Genomic DNA, 21,199 nt, shown 5'->3' with positions numbered 1-21,199 from the left:
ACCGACGAAATGTGTTGTACGCGGACCTTGAAACTATCAGAGCGATCTTACGTTAGCTTTCTTACTGCCTTGGGCAATAGGTATGCAAGACTGTGATCTCTGATGCCACGCTGATGGGAGGAGTGTATGACGATTCGTGCAGTCGTTTTTGATTTCGGCGGTGTCCTGTTCGACTGGAGCCCGCAACACCTGTACCGCAAGCTGATTGCCGACGACCACGAACGGCAATGGTTTCTCGATAACATCTGCACCCAAGCCTGGAACACCGAGCAGGACGCCGGTCGTACCCTGGCGGAAGGCACCCGCAGGTTGATCGACCAATACCCTCAGCATGAACCCTTGATCCAGGCCTACTACGATCGCTGGCACGAAATGCTGCGCGGACCGCTGCCCGAAGGTGTGGCGATTCTCGAAGCGTTGCATGAAGCCGGCATGCCATTGTTTGGGCTCACCAACTGGTCTGCCGAGACCTTCCCTTATGCGCGTGCCAACTACCCGTTCCTGCAGCGTTTTCGCGATATCGTGGTGTCGGGCGAGTTGAAGCAGATCAAGCCGGATGCGGCGATTTATCACGCGAGCCTCGCCCAGGTGCGCGCCCATTTACCTGATATCCAGCCCGGTGAAGTGGTATTTATCGACGATGTTGCCGGCAATATCGAAGCGGCCGTCGCTCTTGGTTGGCAGGGCATTCACCATGTGTCGGCCGAGCGTACCGCGCAGCGCCTGCGTGAGATGGACGTGAGATTCTAGCGCGCCCATTTTTCCATGGCGAAATCTACAAAGGCGCGCAGTTTGGGCAGGCGGTAGCGGTCCTGTCTGTAGAGCAGGTGCATGGGGCGGCAATGCAGTTGGTAGGTGGTTAACAAGGCTACCAGCTTGCCGCTGTCCAGGTCCGGTTGCACCAGGGCATCGGCCAACATGATGATGCCCATGCCGTTTACGGCCGCCTGGCGCAAGCCCTGCGAGCTGTTGATGATCAATGACCCGGACACCGGAACCTCTACTTCACCTTCCTCGCCGGTCATGCGCCACAGGTTGCTGGTGTCACGCCAGTTATCGTTCGCCGGGTAGGCGAACGCCAGACAGTCGTGCTGCTTTAGGTCGTCGGGCGTCTGCGGAATGCCACGTCGCGCCAAGTACGCGGGTGACGCGCAGAGGGTCAGAGTGTAGGCCTGCATGGGCCTGGCGATCAGGCTTGAAGTTTCCAACTCGCCAAGGCGGATAGCCACGTCGAAGCCACTATCAACCAGGTCCATCCGCTCATTGCTCAGCTCTACATACAGATTGATCTGCGGGTAGCGCCGGGAAAACTCGCACAAAGCCGGGGTGAGGCGTTCGGTACCGAACACCGGTGGTGCGGTGATACGCAGGCTGCCTTTGGGAGTTTCGCTGTGGATCTGCTCCGCCAGTAGCTCAGAGTCGGCCACCAGCCCCAGCACCTCCAGACAGCGTTGGTAGTACTGCCCGCCGAATTCCGTAAGGCTTTGTTTGCGGGTGGTGCGCTTGAGCAAGCTGACCCCCAACCGTTGTTCCAGCGCGCGCATATGGTTGCCGACCATGGTGGTTGACATTCCGCACTCTTGCGCGGCGGCGGTCATGCTGCCGGTCTCCACGACCTTCACGTACACCGACATCGCCTGGAACAGATCCATTATAAAGCCCTGGTTTAAAGTCATTGCAGGAATGCGCAGTTTATCCAGCTCAGGTGGCTAACGATACTGCACCCATCACAACGATGTACTGGAGCCCGCCACCATGACCGCCGCCTGCCTGATGACCACTTATCAACCCTTGGCCCTGAGCTTCACCCGTGGCCTGGGCACGCGCCTCTGGGACCAGCAAGGCCGCGAGTACCTGGATGCCGTGGCCGGCGTGGCGGTCACCAATGTCGGGCACTCCCACCCCAAACTGGTGGCGGCCATCAGTGAACAGGCCGGCTTGTTGCTGCACACCTCCAACCTCTACAGCATCGACTGGCAGCAACAGCTGGCTCGGCGTCTGACACACTTGTCCGGCCTGGATCGCGCGTTCTTCAACAACTCGGGTGCCGAAGCCAACGAGACGGCACTGAAATTGGCGCGGTTGCACGGTTGGAAAAAGGGTATCGAAGAGCCGCTGGTGGTGGTGATGGAAAACGCCTTTCATGGCCGCACCCTGGGCACGATGGCGGCCAGCGATGGACCGTCGGTGCGCTTGGGTTTCCAGCGCTTGCCGGGGGATTTTCTCAAAGTGGGCTTCGGCGATATGGCGGCCCTGGAAGCGATCACTCAACAATTCGGCCCGCGCATCGCGGCCGTCTTGCTGGAACCGATCCAGGGCGAAAGTGGTGTGCTGCTTGCACCGCCCGGTTATCTGAAAGCGCTGCGTGATCACTGCACACGCCAGGGTTGGCTGATGATGCTCGACGAAATCCAGACAGGCATCGGCCGTACCGGCAGTTGGTTCGCGTTCCAGCATGAGGGCATTGTTCCGGACGTGATGACCCTGGCCAAAGGCCTCGGTAACGGTGTCCCCATCGGCGCTTGCCTGGCGCGTGCCGCCGTGGCGCAGTTGTTCACCCCAGGCAGCCACGGCAGCACCTTTGGCGGTAACCCGTTGGCGTGCCGCGTGGGCTGCACCGTGCTGGATATCATTGAAGAGCAAGGTTTGCTGCAGAACGCGGCGCAACAGGGCGAACGCTTGCTGGCGCGGTTGCGGGTGGAGTTGAGCGAACACCCACAGGTGCTGGCAATTCGTGGGCAGGGCTTGATGGTCGGTATTGAACTGGCCAGCCCTTATCGCGACCTGGCCCAGCGTGCTGCCCAGGAACAGGGGCTGTTGATCAACGTGACGCGGGGCAAGATCATTCGCCTGCTGCCGCCGTTGACCCTGGACGCCAAGGAGGTCGAAATGATCGTGCGCGCCATCACCCGTTTACTGGATTGAAATATGGCCTGAATGTGGGGGCAGGCAAGCCAGCTCCCACAGTTGAACGGCGTGATTTTCAAAGATGTGGCCCATTCAGCCATTCCTGGTTCATGGTTTGCGTATCTCCCAAGTACTCCAGCAGCCACGTCATGGCCGGGGACAGTTTGTTCTGGGCCCAGGCCACGCACGACGGGCTGGCGGGGAAGGGGCGGTGCAGTTGCAACGCCACCAGTTCGCCGCGCTCGATCCACGGCAATACCTGATGCGCCGGCGCCATGCCGACGCACAGGCCATCGCGCAGGCAATCCAGGGCCGAGGCCCAGTTGGGCACCACCAGGCGACGTTGGTTATCCAGGGTCCAGGTGTCGCGCTTGGGCAGGTTGCGTGAGGTGTCGGTCATGCACAGTGAGGCGAACGGGCGCAATTGATCGTCACTGAGCAAACCCTCTACCGCCGCCAAGGGGTGCTTGGCGCTGACCACGCACAACCAATTCAACAAACCCATGTCGCGAAACGTGAAGTGGCTGGCCACCGGTACTGCGCTGGTGGCGCCGATCACAATGTCGGTGCGTTCGTCGGCCAAGGCGTCCCATACGCCGTTGTACACCTCGTATTCCAGCAACAACTCCACCTCGGGGAACTGCCGGTAGAAGTCCAGAACCAATTGCCGACAGCGCTGGGGTTTGACGATGGAGTCCACTGCGACTTTCAATTGGCCGCTCCAGCCATTTGCCACTTGCTGGCACAAACGTCGCGTGCCGAGCATTTTTTTCATCACCCCACGGGCTTCGTCGATAAACAGACGGCCGGCTGGGGTCAGTTCGACATCGCGGTGCCGACGCACGAACAGCGGCACTGCCAGCCATTCTTCAAGTTGGCGCACCGTGTAGCTGATGGCCGACGGCACGCGGTGCAATTCCTGGGCAGCAGCGCTGAAGCTGCCATGGCGCGCCACGGCGTCGACCACATCCAGAGAGTATTCGGACCACATGGGGTTGCCTTTAAAAATATTGATAAGAGTGTCCAATTATTATCGCTTCACAGCAAAACTGTCAGCTTCATAATGGGCGCCGGTCAGCAAATAGTTTGATGGCAGGTTCTCAAAGGTTTCGATGAAAAATTCTTTTGGTTTTACCGGATATCTGGCGGGGCTGAGCATGCTCGGTTATCTCGCCATGGACATGTACTTGCCGGCGTTCGGCGCCATGGGCGAGCAGTTGCAGATTGGCGCGGGTGCCGTGGGCGCCAGCTTGAGTATTTTCCTCGCCGGTTTTGCCGTAGGGCAGTTGCTGTGGGGGCCGCTGTCTGACCGTCTGGGGCGTAAACCGGTCTTGCTCACGGGTCTGAGCCTGTTTGTGTTGGGCTGCCTGGGCATGTTCTGGGTCGAGACCGCGCCGCAGCTGCTGGCATTGCGCTTCATCCAGGCGATTGGCGTGTGTTCCGCCGCCGTGAGTTGGCAGGCCTTGGTGATCGACCGCTACCCGGCCGACAAGGCTCACCGCGTGTTCGCCAGCATCATGCCGCTGATGTCGCTGTCGCCGGCCCTGGCACCGTTGTTGGGGGCGGTGGTGTTGAATCACTTTGGCTGGCAGGCGATCTTCGGCGTGCTGCTGGGCGTGTCGCTGTTGTTGCTGCTGCCAACGTTGTTCCTGCGCAAGATGCAGAAGCGTCAGGCAGAGGAGAGCGAACCTTCGCGCCTCGGCTATGGCCAGTTGCTGACCTCCCGCGTGTTCACCGGCAACGTGATGATCTTTGCAGCGTGCTCCGCCAGTTTCTTCGCCTGGCTGACCGCTTCGCCCTTCATCCTTGGCGGCATGGGTTACAGCCCGAATGACATTGGCTTGAGCTACGTATTGCCGACTCTGGCCTTCCTGATCGGTGGTTACAGCTGCCGCAGTGCGTTGCAGCATTACCAGGGCAAAACCCTGTTGCCCTGGTTGCTGATGGCTTATTGCATCAGCATGGTGGCGTTGTATCTGGTCGCCACATTGACGGTGCCGACCCTGACTACCTTGCTGATTCCGTTTTGTCTGATGGCCCTGGTCAATGGCGCCAGTTACCCCATCGTAGTGGCGAATGCACTGATGCCGTTTGCGGAGAATTCCGGCAAGGCGGCAGCACTGCAAAATACCCTGCAGTTGGGCCTGTGCTTTCTCAGCAGCCTGTTGGTCTCGTCGATGCTCGATCAGCCGCTGCTGATCACCGCGATCGTGATGCTGGCGACCGCGCCATTGGCGGTGTTGGGTTACTGGCTGGCGCGGCCGAAGGCTGATGACTCGGAGTTGGCCAGCGCTTAACTGACAAGGAGGTCAAAAGTGTGGGAGGGGGCTTGCTCCCGATAGGGGTGTATCAGGCACAGATGTGTTGACTGAACGACTGCTATCGGGAGCAAGCCCCCTCCCACATTTTGATTGGGTTCCTTCAGTTAGAACGTTACTTCCATATTCAGCGTTGGCGTGGATGTGCGACTGCCCCGGCCGCCGTCCACGCCGAATTTGTTGTGCCAGTACTCGTAGCCCACCCCGAGATACAGGTTCGGCTTGACGCTTTTCCCCGGCCGTACCGCCACCATCAACGCGGTGCGCATCAGCGTTTCCGGCGCGGTATCGCGGCCATGGTAGTCCTCGCCTTTTTCCCCGACGTAATTGATGAAACCCTGGAATTTCACCGCGTGGCTGGCGATTTCAAAGGGTCGCATCCACGTCAGGTTGAGCATGTAGGTATCGTCGAAGGTGCGATTGGACTCTTTCGCGCCGGGGATGCCGGTGTGGTTCCGTTCCTTGTAGTACATCAGGCTCAGGTCCAGCACGCCGACGGTGTTGAACTTCAAGGTCGGGCCGATCACCAGCGCACGTTTCTTGGCTGAGGCGAAGTTGTTGTTGCGGTTGGCGTCAAAGCCCAGGGTCAGCGCGTAGTCCTTGATCAGCCCGGTGCCGAGCGGCATGTCGAATACCCGCGAGGCGTACAACTGGTGCCGGTAGACGGCGTACACCTCACTGCCACCGTGATCGGTGCCCTTGCGTGGGTCGCGGCTATCGGAGAGGAACACATCGAGGTTCAGGTAGTTGCTGCCGTACTGGTAGCCACTGGCGTGGGTAAAGCTGTAGATGCGCTTGCTGAAATCGTCGGGGTTATTCGGGTTGGTGAAGTGTTGCCCGTAGCGAAATCCGACGCTGTTGTTCATCCATTCCAACGCGACGGCCTCCCCGCCGCCGAGGAGGGTGAGGGCAACGGTTGCGCCTTGTAATGCCTTTTTCATTATTTTAGGTCCTTTGGCGTTCTGGCTTATGACGGCCGAATTGTTTTTGTAACGCCGTTGGAGGGTATCTTGTTCAATTGATTGTATACAACTCTATGGACATCCAGTCCTAACATTGCATACAGTGCTTGCACAACAAAAACAGAGAACCCCTCACCATGACTATCCCGAAGGCGTCATCGCAGCGACCAGAAGATGAAAATCTCGGCGTCGCCGCCAACATGGCTTACGGCCTGCAGCATGTCCTTACCATGTACGGCGGCATCGTCGCAGTGCCGTTGATCGTCGGCCAGGCGGCCGGGTTATCCCCAGCCGATATCGGCCTGCTGATCGCGGCATCGTTGTTCGCGGGTGGTTTGGCGACCTTGTTGCAAACCCTCGGCCTGCCGTTCTTCGGCTGTCAGTTGCCGCTGGTGCAGGGCGTGTCGTTCGCCGGTGTGGCGACGATGGTGGCGATTGTCGGCAGTGATGGTGCGGGTGGAGTGCCGGCGATTCTCGGGGCGGTGATGGCCGCGTCGTTTATCGGGCTGCTGATCACGCCAGTGTTCTCCAGGATCACCAAGTTTTTTCCGCCGTTGGTGACGGGTATCGTCATCACGACCATCGGCCTGACCCTGATGCCCGTTGCGGCGCGGTGGGCCATGGGCGGCAATAGCCGCGCAGCGGACTTCGGCAGCATGTCCAATATCGGCTTGGCCGCACTGACGCTGGTGTTGGTGCTGCTGCTGAGCAAGATCGGCAGCGCGACCATTTCTCGCCTGTCGATCCTGCTGGCCATGGTGATCGGCACGGTGATCGCGGTATTCCTGGGCATGGCGGACTTTTCCGGTGTGGCCCAAGGGCCGATGTTCGGTTTCCCTGCGCCATTCCATTTCGGCATGCCCACTTTTCATGTGGCCGCGATCATTTCCATGTGCATTGTGGTCATGGTGACGTTGGTGGAGACCTCGGCGGATATCCTGGCCGTGGGCGAGATCATCGACACCAAAGTCGATTCCAAACGCCTGGGTAATGGCCTGCGGGCAGACATGCTGTCGAGCATGTTCGCGCCGATCTTCGGTTCGTTCACCCAGAGTGCATTCGCTCAGAACGTCGGGTTGGTGGCAGTGACCGGCGTGAAAAGCCGTTTCGTGGTGGCCACGGGCGGGGTGTTCCTGGTGGTGCTTGGCTTGCTGCCCTTTATGGGCCGAGTGATCGCGGCGGTGCCGACCTCGGTACTCGGCGGTGCTGGGATCGTGCTGTTCGGCACCGTGGCGGCCAGTGGTATTCGCACCTTGTCCAAGGTGGACTATCGCAACAACATGAACCTGATCATCGTCGCCACTTCAATCGGTTTCGGCATGATTCCCATCGCTGCACCGAACTTCTACGATCACTTCCCGACCTGGTTCGCGACCATTTTTCATTCGGGGATCAGTTCGTCGGCGATCATGGCGATCCTGCTGAACCTGGCGTTCAACCACTTCACCGCCGGTAACTCGGACCAGCAATCGGTATTTGTGGCGGGGACGGAGCGCAGCTTGTGCTTTCGTGATGTGTCGGAACTGCGTGATGGCGACTACTTCAGCGGCGGCAAGTTGTTTGACGCTGAAGGGAAGGAGATTCCGCTGGTAGCCGATGCCCCCAGGAAGGCCGTAAAACCTGAAACTACCGAAGTCTAAATGTGGGAGGGGGCTTGCCCCAATGCAATCATCTGTAGTGAGCGGGCTTGCCCCGCGCTGGGTGGCGGAGCCACCCCAATCCAATCACCGCGGTGTGTCAGGTAAACGCGGTAGCAGGTTTTGGGGCGGCTTCGCCACCCAGCGCGGGGCAAGCCCGCTCACTACAAGAGTTTGGTCGCGGCAGATGTTCTTAACTGAAGCTCTCTCCCGTATTTGAATTCAACCAACCTTGAGCTCTTGATGCGGCACCGAACACGCCTCATCCAAAAACTTCACCACTGTCCCCATGCAGGCCTGGCGTTCTTCTACGTGGGGCATGTGGCTGGAGTCTTCAAATAGTGCCCAGCGCACGTCTTCGATCTCATCCAGGAACGGCTTGACCACCAGCGGCGTGGCCTCATCATGTCGCCCGGAGATCACCAGGGTCGGTACGTTGATCGCCGACAGGCGGCCAATCACGTTCCAGTCTTTCAAGCTGCCGATGACATGAAACTCGGTCGGGCCGCTCATGGCGTGGTACACCGTCGGGTCTGAATCCACCTGGGCGAAGGTGCGCGCCACTTCTTCCGGCCACGGGTTGACGCGACAAACGTGCTGATCGTAGAAAATCCGCGAAGCGGCGAGGTATTCCGGGTCCTGGTAGGTGCCGGCCTGTTCATGCTTGAGCAGGGTTTCATGCACCCCTTCTGGTAACAATTTGCGCAGGCGGTTAGCCTCGCTGACCCAGGTACGCATGCATGTCGGCGAGTTGGCCGGGATGAACGCGCGCAGGCCCTTGGGCTGCAATATCGCGTGTTCGCTGCCGAGCATACCGCCCCAGGACTGGCCGAGGATCGCGTAGTTATCGCTGATTTGCAGATGATCCAGCAGGTTGTTCAACTCGTCGAGGAACAGGCCGATGGTCCAGAACGACGGGTCTTTGTCGGGCAAATGAGTGGAGCGACCGTTGCCCAGTTGGTCGTAGTGAATGACCGCGTGACCGCTGGCGGCGACGTCCTTGAAGGCGTCGACGTAGTCGTGGGTGCAACCAGGGCCGCCATGGATGATCACCAAGGGTGTGCGGCCGGTGGTCAGGTCGCCAGTAACGCGATACCAGGTCTGGTAGGCACCAAAGGTTGCATAGCCTTCGCGGACTTTTTCGATGAATTCCATTTCGTACCCTGCTCTGAAAAAAAGGATCAGGGCAACGATAGTCCGCACGAGAAGTTTAAGTAACTAGCAAAACAGCTAGGTTTTGCCGGCGAATCAATCTTCGAGCAGCCGGTAATGGGTGGCACGTACCACTGCCTGGACGCGGTTTTTTGCACCCAATTTGTGCATCGCCGAAGCCAGGTGCAAGGTGACCACTGCCAATGAGCGGCTCAATTGTGTGGCGATTTCGGCCGCGGTCAAGCCATCGGCGGCCCATTTCAGGCACTCGCGTTCACGCTTGGTCAAATGTATGTGTGGGTAAGTGCGTAGCTCTTTGCTGAACAACGGGTAGGCCGCTTCCTGCAAGGCATGGGTGATCAGGCTGAAATCCACCAAGGTCTGCTGGGCGTCCTTCAATACCGTGCGCGCCTTGCCGGTGCGCAAGCCGGTGAGTGACGCAAAGCCGCCACGCGGCAAGTGAATGGGCACGCTGACACCGCAGGTCAGTTGCCGATCATGCAGGTAGGTAGAGACCGGCGCGTGGCAGGGGTCGATGATTTTTTGCAGCACCGTCTCGGCTTTCGCCTCGTAGGACCAGACAAACGGCGACACTGTGCTCAGGGCCAGATGCTGCACCGGATCGATCTGGTAAAACCCTTCGCTGCACCACAGGGCCTGCCAATCGGTCGGCGTGTTGCGCAGTTGCAGTACAGAGGGGGTGATCAGTGTGCCATTGAGGTCGATGGGCACCGGAGTGTAGTCATACACCAATGCATCGAAGCCCAGTTGTTGGGCGAGGATAAACGTGTTGTCCATCTGTTCATCCAGGCTCCTGCCTGGCATGAGGCGATTATTGAAGGCAGTTAGCTTGGCCAGCATCCGTTCTGCTCCCGAATTCATTTGAATCTCGACTTGCTGCAAGTAGAATGCCACGCCCCGGCGAAGGACTGCCAGGCCAAACCTATAAGAAATACTAGGTTATGGACGCGCGGCATCCTCGGTAGTGTTGGCCTGATAAATGGCCACTACCTGCCAGGCCGATACAACACAAGGAAAGTATGCATGTGGCGTGAAATTGCCCCCGACCAGCAGTACAACGTGCAAGTCGACGGCCATAACCTCGTGGTCTACAGCTTTGGCGACGGCGATGAGGTGCTCTTGTGTCTCAACGGCGGCCCGGGACTGCCGTGTGATTACTTGCGCGACGCCCATGGCTGGCTCAAGGACCATAACCTGCGAGTGATCGCATTCGACCAGCTTGGCACAGGCGCATCAGCCAGACCGACCGATGTTTCCCTGTGGGAAATCCGCCGTTATGTGGAAGAAGTCGAAACCGTGCGCCAAACCCTGGGCCTGGGCCGCGTGCACTTGCTGGGGCATTCCTGGGGTGGGTGGCTGGGGATCGAATATGCCATCCATTACCCCGAAACACTGAAAAGCCTGATCCTGGAAAACACCGTCGGCGACATCCCACACCTGTCTCAGGAGCTCGAACGCCTGCGCGGTGCCCTCGGCAGCGAAACCGTGGCCATGATGCAGCGCCACGAAGCCATGGGCACCCTGGATCATCCGCAGTACCAGGCTGCGATCACCTTGCTCAACTATCGCCACGTGTGCCGCCTGGACGAGTGGCCCGAGCCGGTCAAGCGCTCCCTCGGCGACTGGAACATGGGGCCCTACGAAACCATGCAAGGCCCCAACGAATTTCTCTACATCGGTAACCTCAAGGACTGGAACCGCATCCCCGAGATGGCTGAGTTCAAGATGCCGATCCTGATCACCACCGGCCAACACGACGAACTCACCCCAGCCTGCGCCATGCGAATGAAGCTGGCCGCCCGGCACGCCGAGTTGCACGTGTTCCCCAACAGCAGTCACATGCCGTTTTATGAGGAACCCCAGGCGTACTTCCCGGTGTTGCTGGACTTCCTCGCTCGTCACCGAGGCTGACGGATGAACCTGGCGCGCTACCGCTTCGTACTTTCCCGGCCGCTGCAACTGCTGCCGGTGTTATTCGGCATCAGCCTGATCACCTTCGTGCTGGTGCGCTCGATCCCCGGCGACCCGGCGCGGGCCTTGCTCGGTTCGCGCAGCACGCCGGACGCCTTGCTGAAAATCCGCGCCCAGTACGGCCTCGATCAGCCGTTGTGGCTGCAATATTTCTACTTCCTCAAGAACCTGCTCAAGGGTGATCTCGGCCAGTCGTTGTTGTACAAGGTCGATGCCTTGAAGCTGATCGTCACACGTATCGAACCGACTCTGGTGTTGGTGTTGGGCAGCGTGGTGCTGGCGCTGCTGATCGCGGTGCCGTTGGCGACGCTGGCGGCACGCAATAAAGGGGGGGGGACGGACAATCTGATCCGAGTGTTCACCACGGTTGGCCTGGGGATGCCAGCGTTCTGGCTGGGCTTGATGCTGATTCTGTTGCTGAGCGTACAGTGGGGTTTGTTTCCGGTGTCCGGCTATGGGCGGACCTGGCTGGATAAAGCGCACCATATGGTGCTGCCGTGTTTGACCATTGCGCTCGCGCTGTCGGCGGTGCTGGTGCGCAACCTGCGGGCGAGCATGTTGATGGAGTTGCAGGCCGACCATGTCACTGCGGCCCGGGCGCGCGGATTACCGGAGGCAGCGGTGTTTCGCCGGCATGTGTTGCCCAACTCCCTGGTGCCGGCGGTCAACCTGCTGGCGGTGAACATTGGCTGGTTGATCAGTGGCACGGTGGTGATCGAAAGCCTGTTCGCGATTCCGGGCATTGGCCAATTGCTGGTGCGCGGCATCTTCACCCGTGACTACATGGTGGTGCAGGGCGTGGCGATGGTGCTGGCCTGTGCGACGGTGGTGGTCAACTTCCTTGCGGATGTGGTGACGGTAGCCCTCGACCCGCGAGTGAAGATGCAATGAGCACTCGCCCACTGATCGCCCCATGGCGTTTGCGCCTGCGGTTTGGCTTTCGCAATGGTCGGCTGACCGCGGCGTGGGGCCTGTTGATTTTGTTCGGCTGGTTGGCCTTGGCGTTGTTCGCGCCGTGGATCGCCCCGTATGACCCGATTGCGCAGAACACTGACTTGAGCTTGCTGGCACCGAGCCTGGCCCACCCGTTCGGTACGGACAATTATGGCCGGGACATTCTTTCGCGGGTGATCTGGGGCGCACGCATCGACCTGCAACTGGCCGTCGTGGGAGTGATCTTTCCGTTCATGATCGGCACCTTCGTTGGTGCGGTGTCCGGCTATATCGGCGGGCGCTTCGACAGTGTGTGCATGCGCGTGATCGACGTGATCCTGGCCTTCCCGTTCCTGGTGTTGATGCTGGCGATCATGGCGATCCTCGGCCCGGGCTTGAAGAGTTTCTATATCGCCATGGCGTTGGTGGGCTGGGTGTCGTATGCACGGTTGATCCGCTCGCAGATCCTGGTACTCAAGGAAAGTGACTTCGCCTTGGCTGCCAAGAGCCTAGGCTTCGGCCATGGACGTATTCTGTTCCGGCACTTGCTGCCCAATGCGATGTTCGGTTCGATCGTGTTTTCCATGTCTGACGCGGTGCTGGTGCTGCTCAACGGCGCCGCCGTGAGTTACCTGGGCCTGGGCGTGCAGCCACCAACCGCCGAGTGGGGGACGATGGTGGCCGAAGGGCAGGCCTTTATCACCACCGCGTGGTGGATCTGCACGTTCCCGGGCCTGGCCATTGTGACGCTGGCCATGGGGTTCAGCTTGCTGGCCGATGGCGTGGCGCAAGTGTTGGGGGATCGCTCATGAGTCTGTTGCAGGTCCAGGACCTCAGCGTAATTGCCCACAACGCCGGGCACGATGTCACGTTGGTTGACCACGTGTCCTTCGACGTGGCTGAAGGTGAAATCCTCGGTCTGGTGGGTGAGAGCGGTTCGGGCAAGACCATGGCCTGTCGCGGGCTGATGCGTCTTTTGCCGTCCCCAAATCTGCGTGTACAGGGCGGTGCGGTGCGCTTGGCCGGACAGGATTTACTGCGATTGGATGACGCCGGTATGCGTGCCGTGCGCGGTGGCCAGCTGGGGATGATCTTCCAGAACCCCAGCAGCCATCTTGACCCTCTGATGCGTATCGGTGAGCAGATCGCCGAAGGCATCCGCCTGCATCAAGGCGCGTCGAAAAAAGACGCTCGCCTGCAAGCTATCGAGGTACTGCGCCAGGTCGGCATTCCCGATCCCCAGGCGCGGGTCGACAATTATCCTCACGAGTTTTCCGGCGGCATGCGCCAGCGCGCGATGATTGCAGTGGCGTTAGGCTGCAATCCGCAAGTGCTGATTGCCGACGAGCCGACCACCGCCCTGGATGTGACGGTGCAGGCGCAGATCCTGCGCCTGCTGCTGGACCTGCGCGACCAGCGCGGCCTGTCGATCATCATGATCACCCACGATCTCGGCGTGGTGGCGCAGACCTGTGATTCCATTGCGGTGATGTACGCCGGGCGGCTGTGTGAACACGGCAGCAAGTACGACTTGCTGGCCCATCCGCAACACCCTTACACCGCCGGCCTGATCGATTGCCAACCGGCTCACAGCAGTGGCCACTCCTTGCTGCGGACCATTCCCGGCCAGCCGCCGTTGTTGGACGCGTTGCCGGAGGGTTGCCGCTTCAGTCCACGCTGCCCACAGGTCGGCGCGCTGTGCACCGAGCGGCTGCCCGAAGGGGCGCGGGTGGCGTGTCACTATCCGTTGGGAGGCCGCCGATGAGCCTGTTGCAGGTCAAGGATCTGGAGGTGCGCTTTGCCGCGTCCGGCACCGGCTTGTTCGGCCTGAACAAGCAGTGGGTGAGGGCAGTCAATGGTGTCTCGCTGAACCTGGCCGCCGGTGAAACCCTAGGGTTGGTCGGTGAATCAGGCAGCGGTAAGAGCACCTTGGGCCGGGCGATCTTGCACCTCAACCCGATCAGTGCCGGCCAGGTGCTGTTCGATGGCATCGACATGGCCCACGGCAGCGCCATCGACATCACCCGCCTGCGCCATGAAACGGCGATGATTTTCCAGGACCCGTACGCTGCGCTGAACCCACGCCACACGATTGGAGAAACCATTGCCGAAGTGTTGCGCGTGCAACGCAAGGTGGCCCCTGGTCAGGTCACCGCTCGCGTTAACGAGCTTCTTGAGCGGGTCGGCCTGCGTCCCGAGTTGGCCAATCGCAAGCCCGGCTCCCTCAGTGGGGGTCAGTGCCAGCGTGTGGGTATTGCCCGCGCACTGGCGGTGGAGCCGCGCTTGATCATTGCCGATGAGTGCGTGGCGGCGCTGGATGTGTCGATCCAGGGCCAGATCATCAACCTGCTGCTGGAACTGCAGCAGAGCATGAACCTGGCGATTCTGTTTATCGCCCATGACCTGGCCATTGTGCGTCGCCTGTGTGATCGCGTGGCGGTGATGTACCTGGGCAAGATCGTCGAAGAAGGGCCGGTGGAAGCGGTGTTCACCGCGCCACGCCATCCGTATACGGCGGCGTTGATCGAGGCGATTCCCGAGATCGACCCGCACCGACCGTTGCCTGCCGAACCGTTGCCCGGCGAGCCGCCGAGCCCGTTGAATTTGCCTGCGGGTTGCGCCTTTCACCCGCGTTGCCGGCACGCTCGGTCCCAGTGTTCCGTGGTGTTGCCGCCTACCCATTTCCTGCACGAGCATCGGTACAGTTGCGTGCTTGAAGAACCGTTGACCCTTTCTGCCGTCTATCAACAAGGAGTTCAGACATGCAATCCCGTCACTTGAAGTTGCTCGCCGCCGCCACATTGACCGCTTGGTCGCTGACGGCCGGGCTGGCCCACGCAGCCGGCGTCCTGACCATCGGCTGCCGTGAAGACAGCACCACGTTCGACCCGATCAAAAGCGCGCAAAACCGCGATACCTGGGTATTTGCCAACGTCTACGACACCCTGGTACGCGTGGACAACCTGGGAACCAAAATGGAGCCGGGCCTGGCTGAAAGCTGGGACATTTCCAAGGATGGCCTGACCTACACCTTCAAGCTGCGTGATGCGAAGTTCTCCGACGGTTCGCCGATTACTGCCGACGATGCAGCATTCAGCCTGTTGCGCATCCGCGACAACAAGGCTTCGCTGTGGAGCGATCCGTTCAGCCTGATCAACACGGCCAAGGCTGCAGATGCGAAAACCCTGGTGGTCACCCTGAAAACCCCGGCCGTGGCCTTCCTCTCGCAACTGGCGTCGCCGACGGTGTCGATCCTGTCGGAAAAAGCCATGACTAAAATGGGTGAGGACGCCTACTCGGAAAACCCGGTGACCTCCGGCGCGTTTACCGTGGATGAATGGCGCAAGGGTGATCGTGTAATCCTCAAGAAAAACCCGAACTTCTGGCAGGCCAAGAACGTGAGCCTGGACGGTGTGGAATGGGTGTCCGTCACCGACGACAACACCCGCATGCGCATGGTGCAGAACAACGAGCTGGACACGGCGATCTTCGTGCCGTTCTCCCGTGTTGAAGAACTGAAGAAAGACAAGAACGTGGTCATTCATGCCGACCCGTCTACCCGCGAAGATCACCTGCTGATCAACCACGCCCACGGTTTGCTGGCCAAGCCGCAAGTGCGCGAAGCACTGGACATGGCCATCGATAAACAATCGCTGGTGAAGACCGCCACTTACGGTCAAGGCACCGTGGCTTACTCCTACATCCCGAAAGGCTCGCTGTACCACTACGCCAACAACCTGCAACGCCCGTATGACCCGACGGCGGCCAAGAAACTGCTGGCGGATGCGGGGGCCCAGGACTTGAAGCTCAACTACGTGGTCAACGCTGGCAACGAAGCCGATGAGCAGATTGCGGTGATCATCAAGGACCAACTGGCCAAGGTCGGCGTGACCGCCAACCTGCAAAAGGTCGACCCGACCCAGAGCTGGCAGATGTTGGTGGACGGTGAGTACGATATCTCGGTGATGTACTGGACCAATGACATTCTCGACCCGGACCAGAAGACCACTTTCGTACTGGGCCATGACACCAACCAGAACTACATGACTCGCTACAAGAACGACAAGGTCAAGGACCTGGTGGCCCAAGCGCGTATCGAGGCGGACCCGGCCAAGCGTGAGCAGATGTATGTTGAACTGCAGAAGCTGGCGAAACAGGATGTGAACTGGATTGACCTGTACTACAGCCCTTACATCAACATCTCACGTAAGAATGTGAGCAACTTCTTACAGAACCCATTGGGCCGCTTCACTCTCGAAGACGTGGTGAAAAACTAAGTCCTCACCAACAACTTAGATCAACTGTGGGAGCTGGCTTGCCTGCGATCACGGAGTGTCAGTCGCTAGAAATGCCAACTGACAGACCGCAATCGCAGGCAAGCCAGCTCCCACATTTGGTTTCTGGTGTGTCAGTTATTGCGCGTCGAACGCCTGGCCATTGATGCCGGCACTGTCCGGTCCCATCAGGTACAGGTACACCGGCATGATTTCTTCCGGTGCAGGCCGTTCCATCGGGTTCTCCCCTGGGTACGCCTGGGCCCGCATGCTGGTGCGCGTGCCGCCTGGGTTGATGCTGTTGGAGCGTACCGACGCCACATCCTCAAGCTCATCGGCCAGGGTTTGCATCAAGCCTTCGGTGGCGAATTTCGATACGCCGTAAGCACCCCAATAGGCTCGACCCTTGCGCCCGACGCTGCTGGAGGTGAACACCACCGACGCATCCTGGGACAGCTTGAGCAATGGCAGCAGAGTGCTGGTGAGCATGAACATCGCGTTGACGTTCACATGCATCACCCGCATGAAGTTCTCACCGGACAACTGCTCGATCGGCGTGCGTGGGCCGATGATCGAGGCGTTGTGCAGCAGGCCGTCGAGGTGGCCGAACTCCTTTTCGATCATCGCCGCCAGCTCATCGTATTGATGGGGCAGGGCGGTTTCCAGGTTGAACGGAATCACCACGGGTTGAGGTTGGCCTGCGGCTTCGATCTCGTCATACACCAGGGCCAGGTTGGCTTCGGTCTTGCCCAGCAGCAACACGGTGGCGCCATGGGCGGCATAGGTCTTTGCCGCCGCCGCGCCAATCCCGCGACCGGCGCCGGTCACCAGGATCACCCGGCCTTTGAGCAGTTCTGGACGTGCGGAGTAATCAAACATAAACAACCTCGACAGAATTCAGCAGGTTACAAACGCCAATCTTGAGTGCAGTGAAGATCCACTGTGGGAGGGGGCTTGCCCCCTCCCACAGTGGATCTTCATCGGTCAGGACAATCAGCAACTGCACAGTGCGCTATCCAGCACCTTGCGCAGTTCCAGCGGGTGATCCACCACCACATCGGCCCCCCAGTTGCGTGGGTTGTCGTCCGGGTGGATGTAGCCGAACGTGACTGCGGCGGTGCGGGTGCCAGCGTCGCGGCCGGACTCGATGTCGCGCAGGTCGTCGCCCACGAACAGTACGCTGGCTGGGTCCAGGTCGAGCATCTTGCACGCCAGGATCAGCGGTTCCGGGTCCGGTTTGCTGTTCTTTACGTGATCCGGGCAGATCAGCAGTGCCGAGCGCTCGGCCAGGCCCAACTGCTGCATGATCGGTTCGGCAAAGCGCAGCGGCTTGTTGGTGACCACGCCCCACACCAGCTTGGATTTTTCGATGTCTGCCAGCAGCTCACCCATGCCGTCGAACAACTTGCTGTGGATCGCGCAGCCCTGGAGGTAGCGCTCCAGGAACTCCAGGCGCAATTCTTCAAAGCCTGGGGATTGCGGGTCCATCGAGAACGTCACTGCCACCATCGCCCTTGCACCGCCGGAAATTTCATCGCGGATGTGCTGGTCGTTCATCGGTGGCAGGCCGCGATCGGCGCGCATCGCCTGGCAGATGGCGATGAAGTCCGGCGCCGTGTCCAACAGGGTGCCATCCATATCGAAGAGAACTGCTCGCAACTTCACAGGCTTACTCCTCGCGCAGGGTCTGGATCATGTAGTTGACGTCAACGTCGTTGCCCAGCTTGTAATGCTTGGTCAGCGGGTTATAGGTCAGGCCGACGATGTCCTTGACGGTCAGCCCGGCCTGACGGCTCCAGGCGCCCAGTTCGGAGGGGCGGATGAATTTCTTGAAGTCATGGGTGCCGCGCGGCAGCAGTTTCATGATGTATTCGGCACCGATGATGGCGAACAGGTAAGCCTTGGGGTTGCGGTTGATCGTGGAGAGGAACACCTGGCCGCCCGGCTTGACCATGCGGAAGCAGGCGCGGATCACCGACGACGGGTCCGGCACGTGCTCCAGCATTTCAAGGCAAGTGACCACGTCAAACTGCTCCGGCATCTCTTCGGCCAGGGCTTCGGCAGTGATCTGGCGGTATTCCACGCTCACGCCGGACTCCAATTGGTGCAGTTGGGCCACGGCCAGCGGGGCCTCGCCCATGTCGATGCCCGTCACGGTGGCACCGCGCTGGGCCATGGCTTCACTGAGGATGCCGCCGCCGCAACCGACATCCAGGACCTTCTTGCCGGCCAGGTTGACGCGTTCGTCAATCCAGTTGACCCGCAGCGGGTTGATGTCGTGCAAGGGCTTGAATTCGCTTTCGCGGTCCCACCAGCGGTGAGCCAGGGCTTCGAATTTGGCGATTTCGGCGTGGTCGACGTTGCTCATGGTGAATCCTCTGAATCTGATAAATCGGTTTGCAGGTGTTGGACGCGCAGCGCCAAAACCGACGTTATTCGTTGTGCCCGCTGATGCGTCGGCCCCACTCAGTCGCCGAGGCGATCAGCTCTTGTTCGTTCATGCGGGTCAATCGCCGGTCGTCGAGCAACTGCTTGCCGGCGACCCAAAGGTGTTTCACACAATCGCGCCCGGTGGCATATATAAGCTGTGAGACCGGGTCGTAGATCGGTTGTTGCGCCAGCCCGGACAGATCGAAGGCCACCATGTCGGCGGCCTTGCCGACCTCCAGCGAGCCAATCTCACTCTCCAGGCCCAGGGCCCGGGCGCCATTCAGGGTGGCCATGCGCAGGGCACGATGGGCATCCAGTGCGGTGGCTGATCCGGCAACGGCCTTGGCCAGCATCGCAGCGGTGCGGGTTTCACCCAATAGGTCCAGGTCATTGTTGCTGGCGGCGCCGTCGGTACCGATCGCTACATTGATCCCCGCTTGCCACAGGCGCTCCACCGGGCAGAAGCCGCTGGCCAGTTTCAGGTTCGATTCCGGGCAATGGATGATGCTGGTGTTGCTTTCTACCAGCAAAGCCAGGTCATCCTCGCTGATTTGGGTCATATGAACGGCCTGGAAGCGCGGACCCAGCAGGCCGAGGCGGCCCAGGCGCGCCAGTGGGCGCTCACCGGTTTGTTCGACGGCCTGCTGCACTTCGAAGGCGGTTTCGTGTACGTGCATATGGATCGACGCGTCCAGCTCTTCGGCGATCATGCGGATTTTTTCCAGGTTGTCGTCGCACACGGTGTAGGGCGCGTGGGGGCCGAAGGTGATCTTGATGCGCGGGTGATGCTTGAGGTCGCCGAACAGCTCTACGCCCTGGCGAATCGCTTCATCGGCATTGGCGGCGCCGGGAATCGGGAAGTCAAGGATCGGAATGGCGATCTGCGCGCGCATGCCACTGTTGTGCACGCAGTCGCTGGCGACCTTGGGGAAGAAGTACATATCGGAGAAGCAGGTGATGCCACCTTTAAGCTGTTCGGCGATAGCCAGGTCGGTGCCGTCGCGCACAAAGGCTTCATCGACCCATTTGGCTTCGGCAGGCCAGATGTGTTTTTCCAGCCAGGTCATCAACGGCAGGTCATCGGCCAGGCCGCGAAACAGACTCATGGCGGCGTGGCCGTGGGCGTTGATCAGCCCGGGGCTGAGCAGCATGCCCGGCAGTTCGCGGGTTTCTTTGGCGGCGAGCTTCAAGGCGGCGTCGCGAGGCCCGATAAACGCGATTCGCCCGTCGCGAATGCCCAGGCCATGCGCTTTGAGCACCACACCAGCGGGTTCGACGGGTACCAGCCAGGTTGGCAGTAGCAATAAGTCGAGGGGGGCGGCAGTGGCGGTCATCGCAGGCTTCTTCCCAGGCAGCTATATAAAGAAGGGCGAAGTATACCCGAGCGTCCTGGCTGGCGGATCGCTATAATCGGCGGCTTTTGTTCTTGAATGCGGGGTAAGGGATGCGCGACCGACTGTTGGCGGCAGAGAAAGTAAAGGCCATCGATTGGCGTGATGGCGCGTTGCACCTGCTTGACCAGCGTGCGTTGCCGTCCCGGGAGCACTGGATCACCTGCACGACAGTCGAGGAGGTGGCCCAAGCGATCCGCTCGATGGTGGTGCGTGGCGCGCCGGCCATCGGTATCAGCGCAGCCTATGGGTTGGTGCTGGCGGCCCGTTCCCGACTCGCCGAAGGCGGTGACTGGCAGGCTGCGTGGGAAGAGGACTACGCACTTCTGGCCGATTCCCGCCCGACCGCGTCGAATTTGTTCTGGGCCCTCAAGCGCATGCGCGACCGCCTGGACCGCGTCAAGAAACACGCTGATCCGTTGGCCGCGCTGGAAGCCGAGGCCATTGCGATCCATGAGAGCGATCGGGAGGCCAACCTCGTGATGGCTCAGCTGGGTGTCGAGCGGATTCGTAAACACCAAGGCAACGCCCAGGCGATCCTGACCCACGGCAACGCAGGCGCCCTGTCTACCGGTGGCGTCGGTACGGCGCTGGGGGTGATTCGTGCGGCGTTCCTGGAGGGTTTGGTCGAGCAGGTCTATGCCAACGAAACCCGCCCCTGGCTGCAAGGTTCGCGGCTGACAGCCTGGGAGCTGGCGGGCGAGGGTATCCCGGTCACGATAAACGCCGACTCCGCGGGTGCCCATATTCTCAAGACCAAGGGCGTGACTTGGGTGATCGTCGGTGCAGACTGCATTGCCGCCAATGGTGATGTGATCGGAAAAATTGGTACTTATCAGATGGCGGTGTGCGCCATGCACCATGGTGTGCGCTTCATGGTGGTGGCGCCGAGTTCTACCCTCGATCTGATGATGGCCACAGGTGATGACGCCGCCTTGGAAGAGCGCGATGCCAGTGAGCTGCTGGACGTCAACGGCCAGCGGTTGGAGGTGAATGCCTTCAACCCGGTGTTTGATGTGACCCCGGCAGACTTGATCGATGTGATCGTGACTGAAAAAGGTGTCGTCGAGCGGCCTGACACGGCCAAGCTGGCCAAGTTGATGTGCCGTAAGCGGCTGCATTAAAAGTGTTGATGGCTGTTAGATAGCTATCGGGGGCAAGCCCCCTCCCACATTTGAATGTGTTCACAGCCCAGGTGTGGGA

General features: G+C 60.2%; 20 protein-coding genes. 11 read left to right on the top strand and 9 right to left on the bottom strand.

What is annotated here, in order from left to right; translation table 11 throughout:
* Window positions 1-126: 126 nt before the first annotated feature.
* Window positions 127-750 carry an HAD family hydrolase gene (locus ACRESD_RS17795; RefSeq protein ID WP_431752116.1) on the top strand — a complete coding sequence of 208 codons (624 nt, stop codon included), beginning with the start codon at window positions 127-129 and terminating at the stop codon, window positions 748-750.
* Here ACRESD_RS17795 and ACRESD_RS17790 read toward each other — a convergent pair.
* Complete coding sequence (locus ACRESD_RS17790) at window positions 747-1,652, bottom strand: LysR family transcriptional regulator (RefSeq protein ID WP_431752115.1); 906 nt, start codon at window positions 1,650-1,652, stop codon at window positions 747-749. The genes ACRESD_RS17795 and ACRESD_RS17790 overlap by 4 nt on opposite strands.
* A 103-nt stretch (window positions 1,653-1,755) precedes the next feature.
* On the opposite strand from ACRESD_RS17790, the gene ACRESD_RS17785 reads away from it, so the two are divergent.
* Window positions 1,756-2,925, top strand: a complete 1,170-nt coding sequence (locus ACRESD_RS17785; protein WP_431752114.1) for an aspartate aminotransferase family protein — start codon at window positions 1,756-1,758, stop codon at window positions 2,923-2,925.
* A gap of 58 nt (window positions 2,926-2,983) precedes the next feature.
* Here ACRESD_RS17785 and punR read toward each other — a convergent pair whose 3' ends face one another.
* On the bottom strand, window positions 2,984-3,898 hold the full coding sequence (gene punR / locus ACRESD_RS17780; protein ID WP_431752113.1) for a DNA-binding transcriptional activator PunR: 915 nt from the start codon (window positions 3,896-3,898) through the stop codon (window positions 2,984-2,986).
* 121 nt (window positions 3,899-4,019) lie between these two features.
* Here punR and punC point away from each other — a divergent pair, with 121 nt between their 5' ends.
* Window positions 4,020-5,204, top strand: coding sequence for a purine nucleoside transporter PunC (gene punC, locus ACRESD_RS17775; protein ID WP_431752112.1), 1,185 nt, complete (start codon window positions 4,020-4,022; stop codon window positions 5,202-5,204).
* Window positions 5,205-5,332: 128 nt separating this feature from the next.
* Here punC and ACRESD_RS17770 read toward each other — a convergent pair whose 3' ends face one another.
* Entirely contained in the window at window positions 5,333-6,166 is an 834-nt protein-coding gene (locus tag ACRESD_RS17770; RefSeq protein ID WP_431752111.1) for a nucleoside-binding protein, read from the bottom strand.
* Between the two features lie 158 nt (window positions 6,167-6,324).
* Here ACRESD_RS17770 and ACRESD_RS17765 point away from each other — a divergent pair, with 158 nt between their 5' ends.
* The gene (locus ACRESD_RS17765; protein WP_431752110.1) at window positions 6,325-7,827 is read left to right on the top strand and encodes a nucleobase:cation symporter-2 family protein; all 1,503 of its coding nucleotides are present in this window, start codon (window positions 6,325-6,327) and stop codon (window positions 7,825-7,827) included.
* 219 nt (window positions 7,828-8,046) lie between these two features.
* On the opposite strand, the gene ACRESD_RS17760 is transcribed toward ACRESD_RS17765, so the two are convergent.
* Together ACRESD_RS17760 and ACRESD_RS17755 are read right to left on the bottom strand one after the other, a co-directional pair.
* The gene (locus tag ACRESD_RS17760) at window positions 8,047-8,979 is read right to left on the bottom strand and encodes a proline iminopeptidase-family hydrolase (protein ID WP_431752109.1); all 933 of its coding nucleotides are present in this window, start codon (window positions 8,977-8,979) and stop codon (window positions 8,047-8,049) included.
* 93 nt (window positions 8,980-9,072) lie between these two features.
* The gene (locus ACRESD_RS17755; protein ID WP_431752108.1) at window positions 9,073-9,837 is read right to left on the bottom strand and encodes a LuxR family transcriptional regulator; all 765 of its coding nucleotides are present in this window, start codon (window positions 9,835-9,837) and stop codon (window positions 9,073-9,075) included.
* A gap of 183 nt (window positions 9,838-10,020) precedes the next feature.
* Here ACRESD_RS17755 and ACRESD_RS17750 point away from each other — a divergent pair, with 183 nt between their 5' ends.
* From ACRESD_RS17750 to ACRESD_RS17725, 6 genes are read left to right on the top strand one after another with little or no spacing between them, the layout of a single operon-like run.
* Complete coding sequence (locus tag ACRESD_RS17750; RefSeq protein WP_431752107.1) at window positions 10,021-10,908, top strand: proline iminopeptidase-family hydrolase; 888 nt, start codon at window positions 10,021-10,023, stop codon at window positions 10,906-10,908.
* Window positions 10,909-10,911: 3 nt separating this feature from the next.
* The gene (locus ACRESD_RS17745) at window positions 10,912-11,859 is read left to right on the top strand and encodes an ABC transporter permease (protein ID WP_431752106.1); all 948 of its coding nucleotides are present in this window, start codon (window positions 10,912-10,914) and stop codon (window positions 11,857-11,859) included.
* Window positions 11,856-12,713: an ABC transporter permease gene (locus ACRESD_RS17740; protein WP_431752105.1), complete on the top strand. Its 858-nt coding sequence runs from the start codon at window positions 11,856-11,858 to the stop codon at window positions 12,711-12,713. Before ACRESD_RS17745 ends, ACRESD_RS17740 begins: the two co-directional genes overlap by 4 nt.
* Complete coding sequence (locus tag ACRESD_RS17735) at window positions 12,710-13,666, top strand: ABC transporter ATP-binding protein (RefSeq protein ID WP_431752104.1); 957 nt, start codon at window positions 12,710-12,712, stop codon at window positions 13,664-13,666. Before ACRESD_RS17740 ends, ACRESD_RS17735 begins: the two co-directional genes overlap by 4 nt.
* Entirely contained in the window at window positions 13,663-14,682 is a 1,020-nt protein-coding gene (locus ACRESD_RS17730; RefSeq protein ID WP_431752103.1) for an ABC transporter ATP-binding protein, read from the top strand. The genes ACRESD_RS17735 and ACRESD_RS17730 overlap by 4 nt, the downstream gene beginning before the upstream one ends.
* Window positions 14,664-16,178, top strand: a complete 1,515-nt coding sequence (locus ACRESD_RS17725) for an ABC transporter substrate-binding protein (protein ID WP_431752102.1) — start codon at window positions 14,664-14,666, stop codon at window positions 16,176-16,178. The genes ACRESD_RS17730 and ACRESD_RS17725 overlap by 19 nt, the downstream gene beginning before the upstream one ends.
* Window positions 16,179-16,313: 135 nt before the next feature.
* Here ACRESD_RS17725 and ACRESD_RS17720 read toward each other — a convergent pair whose 3' ends face one another.
* From ACRESD_RS17720 to ACRESD_RS17705, 4 genes are all read right to left on the bottom strand, one after another.
* On the bottom strand, window positions 16,314-17,054 hold the full coding sequence (locus ACRESD_RS17720) for a YciK family oxidoreductase (RefSeq protein WP_431752101.1): 741 nt from the start codon (window positions 17,052-17,054) through the stop codon (window positions 16,314-16,316).
* 114 nt (window positions 17,055-17,168) lie between these two features.
* Complete coding sequence (mupP, locus tag ACRESD_RS17715) at window positions 17,169-17,840, bottom strand: N-acetylmuramic acid 6-phosphate phosphatase MupP (RefSeq protein WP_431752100.1); 672 nt, start codon at window positions 17,838-17,840, stop codon at window positions 17,169-17,171.
* Window positions 17,841-17,844: 4 nt separating this feature from the next.
* Window positions 17,845-18,543: a bifunctional 2-polyprenyl-6-hydroxyphenol methylase/3-demethylubiquinol 3-O-methyltransferase UbiG gene (gene ubiG, locus ACRESD_RS17710; RefSeq protein ID WP_431752099.1), complete on the bottom strand. Its 699-nt coding sequence runs from the start codon at window positions 18,541-18,543 to the stop codon at window positions 17,845-17,847.
* 64 nt (window positions 18,544-18,607) lie between these two features.
* Window positions 18,608-19,939 (bottom strand): TRZ/ATZ family hydrolase, encoded by a 1,332-nt coding sequence (locus ACRESD_RS17705; protein WP_431752098.1) that lies wholly within the window; start codon window positions 19,937-19,939, stop codon window positions 18,608-18,610.
* A gap of 110 nt (window positions 19,940-20,049) precedes the next feature.
* Here ACRESD_RS17705 and mtnA point away from each other — a divergent pair, with 110 nt between their 5' ends.
* Window positions 20,050-21,120 (top strand): S-methyl-5-thioribose-1-phosphate isomerase, encoded by a 1,071-nt coding sequence (gene mtnA, locus ACRESD_RS17700; protein WP_431752097.1) that lies wholly within the window; start codon window positions 20,050-20,052, stop codon window positions 21,118-21,120.
* Window positions 21,121-21,199 lie beyond the last annotated feature (79 nt).

Source organism: Pseudomonas sp. (assembly GCF_050739995.1).
In the GTDB taxonomy this organism is placed as follows: domain Bacteria; phylum Pseudomonadota; class Gammaproteobacteria; order Pseudomonadales; family Pseudomonadaceae; genus Aquipseudomonas.
This window is presented reverse-complemented; position numbering and strand designations above follow the sequence as displayed.